This window comes from Mesorhizobium sp. M6A.T.Cr.TU.017.01.1.1, assembly GCF_004023115.1.
GTDB lineage: Bacteria > Pseudomonadota > Alphaproteobacteria > Rhizobiales > Rhizobiaceae > Mesorhizobium > Mesorhizobium mediterraneum.
This window is the reverse complement of the sequence record NZ_RZTA01000163.1, coordinates 1-10,757: the sequence shown is the minus strand read 5'-3', so window position 1 is coordinate 10,757 and position 10,757 is coordinate 1. Positions and strand designations below refer to the sequence as shown.

The 10,757-nt window shown below is 61.6% G+C and carries 18 protein-coding genes; 13 read left to right on the top strand and 5 right to left on the bottom strand.

Going from position 1 to position 10,757, the window contains the following annotated elements; all coding sequences use genetic code 11:
* The coding region (locus EOB36_RS31255) for a P1 family peptidase (RefSeq protein WP_206637227.1) at positions 1-388 on the top strand (388 nt) is incomplete at its 5' end.
* A gap of 45 nt (positions 389-433) precedes the next feature.
* Here EOB36_RS31255 and EOB36_RS31250 read toward each other — a convergent pair.
* A complete protein-coding gene (locus EOB36_RS31250; RefSeq protein ID WP_095489556.1) occupies positions 434-688 on the bottom strand; it encodes a DUF2171 domain-containing protein in 255 nt (84 codons plus the stop codon).
* Positions 689-827: 139 nt separating this feature from the next.
* Here EOB36_RS31250 and EOB36_RS31245 point away from each other — a divergent pair, with 139 nt between their 5' ends.
* From EOB36_RS31245 to EOB36_RS31230, 4 genes are read left to right on the top strand one after another with little or no spacing between them, the layout of a single operon-like run.
* Positions 828-1,553: a DUF2259 domain-containing protein gene (locus EOB36_RS31245; protein ID WP_128286390.1), complete on the top strand. Its 726-nt coding sequence runs from the start codon at positions 828-830 to the stop codon at positions 1,551-1,553.
* A complete protein-coding gene (locus EOB36_RS31240) occupies positions 1,550-2,068 on the top strand; it encodes a hypothetical protein (protein ID WP_245467948.1) in 519 nt (172 codons plus the stop codon). Before EOB36_RS31245 ends, EOB36_RS31240 begins: the two co-directional genes overlap by 4 nt.
* A gap of 59 nt (positions 2,069-2,127) precedes the next feature.
* A complete protein-coding gene (gene purB, locus EOB36_RS31235) occupies positions 2,128-3,435 on the top strand; it encodes an adenylosuccinate lyase (RefSeq protein ID WP_128286389.1) in 1,308 nt (435 codons plus the stop codon).
* A complete protein-coding gene (locus EOB36_RS31230) occupies positions 3,435-4,007 on the top strand; it encodes an alpha/beta hydrolase (RefSeq protein WP_095489560.1) in 573 nt (190 codons plus the stop codon). Before purB ends, EOB36_RS31230 begins: the two co-directional genes overlap by 1 nt.
* A 16-nt stretch (positions 4,008-4,023) precedes the next feature.
* Here EOB36_RS31230 and EOB36_RS31225 read toward each other — a convergent pair whose 3' ends face one another.
* Positions 4,024-4,836, bottom strand: a complete 813-nt coding sequence (locus EOB36_RS31225) for a VOC family protein (protein ID WP_095489561.1) — start codon at positions 4,834-4,836, stop codon at positions 4,024-4,026.
* 250 nt (positions 4,837-5,086) lie between these two features.
* On the opposite strand from EOB36_RS31225, the gene EOB36_RS31220 reads away from it, so the two are divergent.
* Positions 5,087-5,635, top strand: a complete 549-nt coding sequence (locus EOB36_RS31220; RefSeq protein WP_095489682.1) for an alpha/beta hydrolase — start codon at positions 5,087-5,089, stop codon at positions 5,633-5,635.
* Here EOB36_RS31220 and EOB36_RS31215 read toward each other — a convergent pair.
* Both EOB36_RS31215 and EOB36_RS31210 read right to left on the bottom strand, forming a co-directional pair.
* The gene (locus tag EOB36_RS31215) at positions 5,632-6,405 is read right to left on the bottom strand and encodes an HpcH/HpaI aldolase/citrate lyase family protein (RefSeq protein ID WP_095489562.1); all 774 of its coding nucleotides are present in this window, start codon (positions 6,403-6,405) and stop codon (positions 5,632-5,634) included. The genes EOB36_RS31220 and EOB36_RS31215 overlap by 4 nt on opposite strands.
* Before the next feature lie 120 nt (positions 6,406-6,525).
* Complete coding sequence (locus EOB36_RS31210) at positions 6,526-6,846, bottom strand: DUF1476 domain-containing protein (RefSeq protein ID WP_095489563.1); 321 nt, start codon at positions 6,844-6,846, stop codon at positions 6,526-6,528.
* A 274-nt stretch (positions 6,847-7,120) separates the two neighbouring features.
* Between EOB36_RS31210 and purC the strand changes: the two genes are divergently transcribed.
* From purC to EOB36_RS31180, 6 genes are read left to right on the top strand one after another with little or no spacing between them, the layout of a single operon-like run.
* Entirely contained in the window at positions 7,121-7,915 is a 795-nt protein-coding gene (gene purC, locus EOB36_RS31205; RefSeq protein ID WP_023674725.1) for a phosphoribosylaminoimidazolesuccinocarboxamide synthase, read from the top strand.
* 41 nt (positions 7,916-7,956) lie between these two features.
* Positions 7,957-8,199 carry a phosphoribosylformylglycinamidine synthase subunit PurS gene (gene purS, locus EOB36_RS31200; RefSeq protein ID WP_095489683.1) on the top strand — a complete coding sequence of 81 codons (243 nt, stop codon included), beginning with the start codon at positions 7,957-7,959 and terminating at the stop codon, positions 8,197-8,199.
* An 18-nt stretch (positions 8,200-8,217) separates the two neighbouring features.
* Positions 8,218-8,472 carry a hypothetical protein gene (locus tag EOB36_RS31195; RefSeq protein WP_091591367.1) on the top strand — a complete coding sequence of 85 codons (255 nt, stop codon included), beginning with the start codon at positions 8,218-8,220 and terminating at the stop codon, positions 8,470-8,472.
* Positions 8,469-9,137 (top strand): phosphoribosylformylglycinamidine synthase subunit PurQ, encoded by a 669-nt coding sequence (gene purQ, locus EOB36_RS31190; protein ID WP_128286388.1) that lies wholly within the window; start codon positions 8,469-8,471, stop codon positions 9,135-9,137. Before EOB36_RS31195 ends, purQ begins: the two co-directional genes overlap by 4 nt.
* Before the next feature lie 47 nt (positions 9,138-9,184).
* Complete coding sequence (locus EOB36_RS31185; RefSeq protein ID WP_095489565.1) at positions 9,185-9,601, top strand: hypothetical protein; 417 nt, start codon at positions 9,185-9,187, stop codon at positions 9,599-9,601.
* Positions 9,602-9,605: 4 nt separating this feature from the next.
* The gene (locus EOB36_RS31180) at positions 9,606-10,268 is read left to right on the top strand and encodes a Pr6Pr family membrane protein (protein WP_095489566.1); all 663 of its coding nucleotides are present in this window, start codon (positions 9,606-9,608) and stop codon (positions 10,266-10,268) included.
* A 10-nt stretch (positions 10,269-10,278) separates the two neighbouring features.
* Here EOB36_RS31180 and EOB36_RS31175 read toward each other — a convergent pair whose 3' ends face one another.
* Complete coding sequence (locus tag EOB36_RS31175) at positions 10,279-10,524, bottom strand: DUF1127 domain-containing protein (protein ID WP_095489567.1); 246 nt, start codon at positions 10,522-10,524, stop codon at positions 10,279-10,281.
* A gap of 93 nt (positions 10,525-10,617) precedes the next feature.
* Between EOB36_RS31175 and EOB36_RS31170 the strand changes: the two genes are divergently transcribed.
* The coding region (locus tag EOB36_RS31170) for a GntR family transcriptional regulator (RefSeq protein ID WP_128286387.1) at positions 10,618-10,757 on the top strand (140 nt) is incomplete at its 3' end.

Sequence of the window (10,757 nt, the reverse complement as noted above, 5' to 3'; positions counted from 1 at the left end):
TGGCTATCCCTCGCCGATGCCGGAGGACGCGAAAAGGATCCTGCTGAAGTTTCGCGACAAGCATGTTGGAACGCGGACGGAGGTCGGCGGCAACACGACCATCGCCGTCATCGCCACGGATGCCGTTCTCACCAAGGCTGCCGCCAAACGCCTGGCGATATCAGCGCATGACGGCTTCGTCCACGCCATTTGGCCGACACACACGCCGGCCGACGGGGATCTGGTTTTCGCGCTGGCGACCGGCAAGAGCGGCATCGAGCTGGCGCCCAACGACGCCATCGACCTCTGCGCAGCGGCCGGCGCCACCATGGCGCGTGCCATCAGCCGCGGCGTCTTTGCCGCGACGCCTGCCAAAGGCGACCTGTTTCCGGTCTGGTCGTCGCGCTGAATGCGCAACGCTGATTCGATGGGCCGTAATCAAGGTGGGCCGTGATCAGGTGGGGTCGGATTTTTCTTCCTCGAAGGTGACCGCGACATCCGAATTTGCCGACAGCCGCACTTTCTGACCCTCGATCTCGGCAACGAGACTGAGCGGAATGAAGTGATGATGGCCCCTATGAGCGCCCTCGCCGCTGTCACGCTTGGTCAGCTTGATTCTTTGTCCCTCAACTTTGTCGACGGTGCCGACATGGACGCCGTCGGCGCCGATCACTTCCATGTGTTGGCGAATCTTGGCTGCATCGGTCATGGTGGGGTCTCCATTTGAAGCTGCCGACAATAACAAATGACGGCACGATTGGATGCATCGGCGTTGCGTTTCAGACCGCACGACGTCTTGACAGCGTCGTGATAGTGATGAATCGACCTTGGCTGCCGGGAGTAACACCATGCGAATTCTTGTCCTGTTTGCCGTTTCCCTCCTTGCCCAGTTTACGACTTCGCTCGCCGCGCATGCCGGCGATGTCGCCGAGCTTGAAATCCTTGGCTTCACTGGGGATGGCGGCGCCTTCGCCTTCGAGGAGTATGGCGTCCAGGACGGATCGGGATTTCCCTATGCCAATCGCTATTATATCAACACGGCCGACGATAGTTTTCTCAAGGGCACACCGATCAGGGTGCGGCTTGACGACGAGAACGCAACGCTTGAGGCAGCGCGCCTTGCCGCCCAGCAGAAAGGCGAAGCCATTATAAAGCAGGCGGAATTGACGGCGAACCGCGGCATCACCGCCGGCTTCAATCCGGTGACCGAACTTTCGGCCGACCCGTTCCGCATGGTGGTCAACCCGCGGCCGATCTTCTCGCCGGTTGACGATGCGCTCGAGTTCCGGCTCGACGAGATCGGCATGAACGACACCGAAACCTGCCAGAGCCTGGGCGAGATCAACGGCTTTCGCCTGCTGCGCATCGAGGCGAAAGACGGCGGCAAGACCCAGCTTCTGCACGAGGACAAGTCGATCCCCAAAAGCAGAGGCTGCCCGAACGGCTATCGGATCGGCGCGGTGCAGACATTTTCCTTGCAAGGCCTCAGCGCCTACGCCGTGCTGATCGCGGTGCGCCAATACGGCTTCGAAGGGCCGGACTACCGCTGGATCGCGGTGACCGGCCGGCTGTGACGCCGTTCCCCGTCATACGCAACTGCGCCCTGGATCGCATCCGCAAGGCCCTGCCATCGCCAGGCGCAGCGCTTTGCGGCGCCTTGCTGTGGGCCGCAGCGATGGGCGCCAGCGGGCTTCTCAACCTGCTGCTGGACGACTGGGAGACCCCGGCAAAGATCCGCTTCGTCTCGTTGCTGTATGCGGCCGGCGGTGCGCTCGCCTTTCCGGTTGGCCTGTTCCTGGCACGGCTCGTCTCGCTCGGACGGCATTGGCAAGTCGCCTTGGCGGCCGCGTTTGTCTGTCTTCTCGTCGCGACGATCGGCTTCACCGGCGGGCTCTTTGCGCTGCACTACCGTTCCTACTATGCCCAGTGGCATGAACCCGCGCTGACCATCGCCTGGTCCATCCAGTTCGTGCACACTGTGGCGACGGCGTTCTATCAATTCGTCGTCCTGGGCATCCGGCTTTATTTTCCGCTCGGTTTCATAGCGCTCGCTCTCGCCAGCATCTGGTTTGCGCGGCAGCAGCGTTGAGCATTTTGTCAGCCTCTGTTAGGACGCGGTCGAACGCCCTCGCAAGTCAGGACTGACCGATGATCCCTCGCTACTCCCGGCCGGAAATGGTGGCCATCTGGTCGCCCGAAACCCGGTTCCGCATCTGGTTCGAGATCGAGGCCCACGCTTGCGACGCATTGGCCGAGCTCGGCGTGATCCCGAAGGAGGCCGCCAAGACCATCTGGGAAAAGGGCGGGGCGGCGAAGTTCGACGTCGAGGCCATCGATGAGATCGAGCGCGTCACCAAGCACGACGTCATCGCCTTCCTCACCCATCTCAGCGAATTCGTCGGGCCGGATGCCCGCTTCATCCATCAGGGCATGACCTCCTCGGACGTTCTCGACACCTGCTTTGCCGTGCAGCTCAGTCGCGCCAGCGACATCCTTTCGGCCGACATCGACGCGCTGCTGGCGGCGCTCAAGCGTCGCGCCTTCGAACACAAGAATACCGTCACCATCGGCCGCAGCCACGGTATCCATGCCGAGCCGACCACCTTCGGCGTCAAGCTGGCGCAGGCCTATGCCGAATTCTCGCGCTGCCGCGAGCGGCTGGTGCACGCGCGTGAAGACATTGCGACGTGCGCCATATCAGGTGCTGTCGGCACCTTCGCCAATATCGACCCCTATGTCGAAGAGCATGTGGCGAAGAAACTCGGATTGAAGCCGGAGCCGGTGTCGACGCAGGTGATCCCGCGCGACCGTCATGCGATGTTCTTCGCGACGCTGGGTGTCATCGCCTCGTCGATCGAACGGCTGGCAACGGAAATCCGCCATCTGCAGCGCACCGAGGTGCTGGAGGCGGAAGAGTATTTTTCGCCCGGACAGAAAGGCTCGTCGGCGATGCCGCACAAGCGCAACCCCGTGCTGACCGAAAACCTCACCGGGCTTGCCCGCATGGTGCGTTCCTTCGCGCTGCCGGCGATGGAGAACGTGGCGCTCTGGCACGAGCGCGACATTTCGCATTCGTCGGTCGAGCGCATGATCGGCCCGGATGCGACGGTGACGCTCGATTTCGCGCTGTCGCGGCTGACCAGTGTCATCGACAGATTGCTCGTCTATCCCGACAACATGCTGAAGAACATGAACAAGTTCCGCGGCCTCGTGCATTCGCAGCGCGTGCTGCTGGCGCTGACCCAGGCGGGCGTCAGCCGTGAGGATGCCTACCGGCTGGTGCAGCGCAACGCCATGAAAGTATGGGAGCAAGGCGCTGATTTCCTTGAAGAACTTCTCGCCGACAAGGAGGTCACCGCAGTCTTGCCCGAAGCCGACATTCGTGAAAAATTCGACCTTGGCTATCATACCAAGCATGTCGACACGATCTTCAAGCGGGTGTTCGGAGAAGCGTGATGATTTCGGCGGCTGGAGAATTCGATTTTCTCGCCCTGCCGGGGCGCGGTAATTCCGGGCCAGATCACTGGATGTCGCATTGGTGCCGGGCACTCCCCAATTCGAGCCGCGTGCTGCAGGCCGAATGGGACAGGCCGAGCCCCGAGGACTGGATTGGCCGGGTGGACGCCGCGATTGCCGCAGCACCTCGGCGCGTGGTGCTGCTTGCACACTCGCTGGCGGTGGCGACGGCGGTGAAATGGGCAGCCGGCGCCAGCGAAAGCCAGCTCAACAAGGTTGCGGGCGCGTTGCTGGTTGCCGCAACCAATGTCGAGGACCCTGATCCGTCCTTCGACCTTGTTCGTCCCTTTGCGCCGATGCCGTTGAAACGCTTGCCTTTTCCGACCCTGGTGGTGGCCAGCCGCACCGATCCGCGCGTCACCTTCGACCAGGCGACGGCCTTCGCCGCGGCCTGGGGCGCGGATCTCGCCGATGCCGGCGATCTCGGCCATATGGGAAACGAAACCCGCCTCGGCCTTTGGCCGGCGGGCCTGCTCATGCTCGGTCGCTTGTTGGAAAAAGCCCGGCTCTAACAGGCTTCCAAAACGCTCAAGCCTTGCCGGGAACGGTCCTGATCACCGTGCCCCATGGGTCCTCACGGGCCGTTGCATCAGCCACATTGTCTGAACGCATTTCCACCCAGGCTAGACCGGACCGAGAAGGATCGCGTCGGCCGGCACCGGCACTCTGCCACGCATTGGCGCCGATATGGTGGTGGTAGCCGCCTGACGACAAGAACACCGCCGCGCTGCCATATTTCGCCACTGTGTCAAAGCCGAATTCCTGATGCCACCAGGCTTCGGCGTCTTCCGGCCTGCCGACGCGCAGATGGACATGTCCGATGATGCTGTTGTCCGGCGCACCCTGCCAGCCGGCATCGCCGGCCGGCACTTCGGCAACGACAGAGGAGATGTTCAGCCGTTCGGTCGCCATCGCTATCTTGTCGCCATTCCATTTCCAGTCCTCACGGCGGCGGTCGGCATAGATCTCGATGCCATTGCCTTCAGGGTCGGTCAGGTAAAGCGCCTCGCTGACCAGATGGTCGGAAGCGCCCTCGATGCCGATCTTGTTGGCGATGGCGTGGTTGATCCAACGGCCGAGATCGGCCCGGCTGGGCAGCAGGAAGGCAGTGTGGAAGAGGCCGGCACTGCGCGGATCGTCGGGCTTCGCCACTGCATCCGCCTCGATGTCGAGCAAGGGACGATTGGCAGCGCCCAGCGTAATCGTGCCGCCTGCGCGGCTCAGCTCCTGCAGGCCGACGACGTTGCGATAATAGGCAGCGAGATTTTCGGCATCGCGCGCCCGCAACCCGACGCGGGCAACGCTGACCGGGGTCGTGGCGGCAAAAGGCAGTTCGCTCATCAAACTCTCCGTTTGGGCGGCCGTCGACGAGATTCCCAAAGCCAGGAGCCCGGCGCCACCTACCATTGTACGTCGTGTCAGTTCCAAAATCCTGGTTCTCATTTACACGGCTGTTTCTTTCTCGACGACAGATCGTCGATCGCGATCGTTCACACAAGATGGCAAGAAGCGAACATGGTGTTCACCATTTTGATCGCCAGGCCGGCTCGACACGGTTGCGCGAAGCAACGGTGCTCGCTACATGCGCGCCATGAAAGTCAGAGATGCAGATATTCTCATCGTGCCGGGGTATACCAATTCCGGTCCCGACCATTGGCAGAGCCGCTGGCAATCGAAATTGTCGACGGCACGCCGCGTCGAGCAGGCAGAATGGTCGAAGCCGGTGCGCCAGGACTGGACGGCGAGCGTGGCGAAGGCGGTTAACGAGGCCGAGCGGCCGGTCGTCATCGTCGCGCATTCGCTTGGGGTCGCGGCCGCAATCCAGGCAATGCCGCAGTTCCAGCGCCCGGTCGCCGGAGCCTTCTTCGTGGCGCCGCCCGACGTCGCCAATCCCAAGATAAAACCCAGGCACTTGATGACCTTCGGCCCCTATCCGCGCGAGCCACTGGCATTCCCTTCGGTGGTGATCGCCAGCCGCAACGACCCGTTCTGCGCGTTCGGCGTCGCCGAGGACATTGCCGGCGCCTGGGGCTCGCTGTTCATCGACGCCGGCGATGCCGGACATCTCAATGCGGATTCCGGTTTCGGGCCGTGGCCCGAAGGATCGATGACTTTTGCGAAATTCCTGACGGATCTTTAGGACCCGATCGAGTCCTTGACGCTCTTCAGCAGGGTCTTTGCCCCCAGACCGATCAGCGCATGCTCGGAGCCCATGGCCAGCAGCCGATAGCCCATCGATACCACGCGGCCGGCGATGGCCGGCTCGACGACGTAGATCGCGGCATGCTTGCCGGCCTTGCGTGTCCGCTCGGCGATCGAGGCGACGGTTTCCATCATGCTTTCGAGCGTCGAGTTGACGGTGGCGCCGTTCGACCAGGCAATCGAGAAATCCGATGGGCCGAGGAAGATGCCGTCGATACCCGGCGTGTCGAGGATGCCGTCGAGCGCATCGAGGGCGGCGCGCGTCTCGACCATAGCGAAAGCCATGGTGCGCTCGTTGCTGTCGCGCAGCCAGTCGGCATAATCGCCCTTGCCATGGCGCGGAAAGGCATAAGTCGGACCCCAGGAGCGCTCGCCGAGCGGCGGGTACTTCATGGCGGCGGCAAACAGCCTGGCGTCCGCCACAGAATTCACCATCGGCGCAATCACCGCCTCAGCGCCGAAATCGAGCGCGCGGCTGGCCATGTCGAAGCGGCCGACCGGAATGCGCACCAGCGCCGGTTTGTTGGCGGCCAGCACCGGCCCAAGGCCGCGCAGCACACTGTCCTCGTGATGCCCGCCATGCTGCATGTCGAGCGTGACGGCATCGAAACCCTGTCGGGCAAGAATCTCGACCGTAAGGGCATCAGGCACGCCGGACCATGCGGTGCACAACGTTTCATCGGCCGCAAGGCGTGACTTCAGGGACATAGGCGGTTTCCTCTTTGGTTGCAGCAATTCAGCCGGAAATGGCTGCAAAGGCAAAGAAAAACCGCCCGGTCTACCCGGGCGGTCGATTGGTCCAGCAGGTCGATTTGGCTCAGAGAGAGATCAGGTGTTCTTGATCTGTTCAATCGCCTGCGCCATCAGATCGTCCATGGTGCGGCGAATCTGGTGGTCCGACTGGTCGACCCCGGCTTCGTCGAAATCCTTGCGTATCTTGCGGAAAACGTCGTGATCGCCAGCTTCCTCGATGTCGGCGACCACGACCTGCTTGGCATAGGCTTCGGCATCGGGTCCGGACTTGCCCAACTTTTCGGCGGCCCACAGGCCGAGCGCCTTGTTGCGGCGCGCCGAAGCCTTGAACCGGAGCTCCTCGTCGAATGCGAATTTGCGCTCGAAACCCTCTTCGCGGTCTTTCATATCGATCATGGCATCCCTCCGGTCAAATCCGATTCGCTGGCGGTTGAATATGTGTTGCCGAAGCACAAACCAAAAGGCCGCGGGCCGGTCAATATGCTACATCACTTGCTGCGCTGCGGCATTTCATTCCGGAAAGCGGTTGATTGAAAGGATTTGCCGATTGAGCAAACAGTGCGATTGGGATAGACACCGGCATTGAACCCCTACCGTTGCCGCACTAATTTAGGCATACGGACAGGAACTGGTCGTTTGCCGCCTGCCCGGAAATCCAGAGAAAAATCAGATGAAAAATCGCCGCCGCATTTATGAAGGCAAGGCCAAGATCCTCTATGAGGGACCTGAGCCGGGAACGCTGATCCAGTTCTTCAAGGATGACGCGACCGCTTTCAACAAGAAGAAGCACGAAATCGTCGATGGCAAGGGCGTGCTCAACAACCGCATTTCCGAGCATATCTTCAACCATCTCAACCGGATGGGCATTCCGACCCACTTCATCCGCCGGCTCAACATGCGCGAGCAGCTGATCAAGGAAGTCGAGATCATTCCGCTCGAGGTGGTCGTCCGCAACGTCGCCGCCGGTTCGCTGGCCAAGCGTCTCGGCATCGAGGAAGGCACGGTGCTGCCGCGCTCGATCATCGAATTCTATTACAAGGCCGACGCGCTCGACGATCCGATGGTGTCTGAAGAGCACATCACCGCTTTCGGTTGGGCGAGTCCTCAGGAGATCGACGACGTCATGGCGCTGGCCATCCGCGTCAACGACTTCCTCTCCGGCTTGTTCATGGGCGTCGGCATCCAGCTCGTCGACTTCAAGATCGAGTGCGGCCGCCTGTTCGAAGGCGACATGATGCGCATCGTCGTTGCTGACGAGATCTCGCCGGACTCGTGCCGTCTGTGGGACGTGGCGACGCAGGACAAGCTCGACAAGGATCGTTTCCGCCGCGACATGGGCGGATTGGTCGAAGCCTATCAGGAAGTCGCCCGCCGCCTCGGCATCATGAACGAGAACGAGCCGCCGCGTCCCGCCGGACCAGTGCTCGTCGCCTCGACCGATGGCGTCAAAGGCAAGCCGCACTGAGATTTTTGCCGCTCAACACTTTGAACAGGAGCATGTCCAGCGTGATCAAGGCCCGCATTACCGTCACTCTCAAGAACGGCGTGCTCGACCCGCAAGGCAAGGCGATCGAACATGCGCTGTCCGGGATGGGCTTTGACGGCGTCGGCCATGTGCGGCAGGGCAAGGTTTTCGATGTCGAGCTTGCTGAGAGCGACAGGGCCAAGGCCGAAGCCGATCTCAAAGCGATGTGCGACAAGCTTCTGGCGAATACGGTGATTGAGAACTATAGTGTGGCCATTACCTGAGGTTGTGCAGGAGGGCAGATGGCCGAGATTGATGGAAGCTTGATATTTGAAGTCCTCAAGTCCATTCAGTCGCGGCTGGACAGGATGGATTTGACGCTCGGGGAGGTAAAGTCCGAGCTTGGCTCTATCCGCGGCCATCTCATTGCCACCGAGGGTGACGTGAAGAACATCTACGGCGTGCTGGCTCGCCAGGACGAGCGCCTGGAACATATCGAACGCCGCTTAGACCTGCGTGAACTTGCCGAAGCCCAGAGGCCTTACGAACCGAAATGAAATCAGCCGTCGTCCTCCTGCCAGGCCTCAACCGTGACCGCGACATGATCGCGGCGCTGACCAAGATTTCGGGAATGCCACCGGTCACGGTCTGGCAGACCGACACCGAAATCCCCGATGTCGACCTGATCACCATCCCTGGCGGCTTCTCCTTCGGCGACTATCTGCGCTGCGGCGCCATTGCCGCGCGCATGCCTGTGATGCGGGCGGTGGCTGAAAAAGCAGCCAAGGGCGTCATGGTCATCGGCGTCTGCAACGGCTTCCAGATCCTGGTCGAGGCCGGCCTTTTGCCGGGCGCCTTGATGCGCAACGCGTCGCTGAAATTCGTCTGCCGGCAAGTCAAGCTGCAGATCGCCAACGCCAACACCATGTTCACCCGCCGCTATCAGCCGGGCCAGATCATCCGCTCGCCGGTGGCGCATCACGACGGCAATTATTTTGCCGACGACGAGACGCTTCGCAGGCTCGAAGGCGAAGGCCAGGTCGTTTTTCGCTATGCCGAAGGCACCAATCCCAACGGCTCGATCAACGACATTGCCGGCATCATCAACGGCCAGGGCAATGTGCTCGGCCTGATGCCGCATCCCGAGAACCTGATCGAAGCGGCACATGGCGGCAGCGACGGCCGGGCACTGTTCGAAAGTGCCCTCGGCATCGCCGCTTGATATCTCCAGCATTCATCCTTTTCCCGAACTCGAAATAGGGCGGCCGCATGAGCCTGAGACAGACGATCGCCCGCCTCGCTCTCGTCGCCACCGCCGGCCTTGTGCTCGCCTCCTGCCAATCGAAGCCGAAGAACGCGCCGGCACCTTCGGGCAAGAGCGCGTCGCTGCTTGCCATGGAACAGGTGGCGATCGCCGCCCACAAATGCTGGATCGCCAACAAGGATCCTGCCTTCAAGCCCTATCAGATGGCCAACGAGCTGAATTCGTTCACCGGCACGCCGCGCTTCCTGCTAGTCCCGGTCAAACACTATGGCGGAAAGCCGTTGCTGGTCGTGCAGGCGCAAGGCAATTCACGCCGCATCGACGTCTACGGTCCGCTGATGGACGAGCCGCTCGGTGCACGCATCGGCTCGGACATCGCGCGCTGGCAGACAGGCAACCCGGCCTGCGGTACGGCGGCGTAGCGTCATGGCCCGCTTGCTGCAGATAGCGGGTCTGGTCATAGGTCTGGCCGGGCTTGTCCTGCAAATCTGCATAACCGTTCCGGCGTCGATGGAAGCCGGCCGCAGTTTTGTTGGCTCGCTGGTCTTCTATTTCAGCTTCTTCACCATCCTGACCAATATCGGCGCCGTGCTCGTGCATGTTTCGCTGCTGTCACCCGGTGGCTACGCCTGGTTCCCAGCCTTTGCCGGGCCGCGGACACGGGCCGGCGTAGCGGTTGCCATAACGCTGGTCTTCATCGTCTATGCCACGGTCCTGGCGCAGCTTTGGCAGCCGCAGGGCCTGTTCCTGCTCTGCGATGTCCTGCTGCACTATGTGACGCCGGTGCTGTTCGTGCTGTGGTGGCTTGTGGCAGGCGCCGATGGCTCGACGCGGTGGCGCGACATCTCCTGGTGGATGATCTATCCGGTCGCCTATTTGGCCTATGCACTGACGCGGGCGCCGATATCGGGCGAAGTGCCCTACCCGTTCCTCGATGTCGCCAAGAACGGCGCGGCCAGCGTCGCCGTCTCGGCGCTCGGCATCACCGGGCTTTTTCTCGCGCTGTGCGTAGTCGCCGTGCTTGCCGATCACGGCATCTCGCGGATGAGGAGCCCTGGCGTCCATCAAGGTACGAAAACGGCTTCCTGAGACCTTCTTTTCAGTCCCAGAACGGCCGCAGACCCTCACGGTGGGCATCGCAGCGCGAGACGCCGATATCCTTGAGCTGATCGTCGGTCATCTCCAGCAATATCAGCCGGCTGCGCCGGCGATCGACCATGGTGTCGATCCACTTGAAGAGCGACCTGACCACGCGGACGAGACGATTGACATAGGTCCTCCGACCTGATGGCCGCGCAGTCCGTAACTCAGCTTCCGCATAGCGAATTGTGCCGATTGTATCCATTGCTTTTCCGCCAATATCTGCGATTGTACCCTTTTTGCCAGATGCTTCATATGTATTGACTCATATTTCGGCGCAATATAGAAAATTGTTACCATGACAAGTTGGCTTCCAGATCTCACCACAGGCCCCGGCCCGCTCTATCAGCGGTTGGCGGATTCCATTGAAACGGACATTGATCGGGGCGTGATCGATGCAGGGACAAAACTGCCGCCGCAACGGGATCTGGCATACGA

Coding starts and splice junctions, on each gene's coding strand:
- EOB36_RS31250 (WP_095489556.1), bottom strand. CDS start 688: ATGACCGATGCAGCCAAGATTCGCCAACACATGGAAGTGATCGGCGCC.
- EOB36_RS31245 (WP_128286390.1), top strand. CDS start 828: ATGCGAATTCTTGTCCTGTTTGCCGTTTCCCTCCTTGCCCAGTTTACG.
- purB (WP_128286389.1), top strand. CDS start 2,128: ATGATCCCTCGCTACTCCCGGCCGGAAATGGTGGCCATCTGGTCGCCC.
- EOB36_RS31230 (WP_095489560.1), top strand. CDS start 3,435: ATGATTTCGGCGGCTGGAGAATTCGATTTTCTCGCCCTGCCGGGGCGC.
- EOB36_RS31225 (WP_095489561.1), bottom strand. CDS start 4,836: ATGAGCGAACTGCCTTTTGCCGCCACGACCCCGGTCAGCGTTGCCCGC.
- EOB36_RS31220 (WP_095489682.1), top strand. CDS start 5,087: ATGAAAGTCAGAGATGCAGATATTCTCATCGTGCCGGGGTATACCAAT.
- EOB36_RS31215 (WP_095489562.1), bottom strand. CDS start 6,405: ATGTCCCTGAAGTCACGCCTTGCGGCCGATGAAACGTTGTGCACCGCA.
- EOB36_RS31210 (WP_095489563.1), bottom strand. CDS start 6,846: ATGATCGATATGAAAGACCGCGAAGAGGGTTTCGAGCGCAAATTCGCA.
- purC (WP_023674725.1), top strand. CDS start 7,121: ATGAAAAATCGCCGCCGCATTTATGAAGGCAAGGCCAAGATCCTCTAT.
- EOB36_RS31195 (WP_091591367.1), top strand. CDS start 8,218: ATGGCCGAGATTGATGGAAGCTTGATATTTGAAGTCCTCAAGTCCATT.
- purQ (WP_128286388.1), top strand. CDS start 8,469: ATGAAATCAGCCGTCGTCCTCCTGCCAGGCCTCAACCGTGACCGCGAC.
- EOB36_RS31185 (WP_095489565.1), top strand. CDS start 9,185: ATGAGCCTGAGACAGACGATCGCCCGCCTCGCTCTCGTCGCCACCGCC.
- EOB36_RS31180 (WP_095489566.1), top strand. CDS start 9,606: ATGGCCCGCTTGCTGCAGATAGCGGGTCTGGTCATAGGTCTGGCCGGG.
- EOB36_RS31175 (WP_095489567.1), bottom strand. CDS start 10,524: ATGGATACAATCGGCACAATTCGCTATGCGGAAGCTGAGTTACGGACT.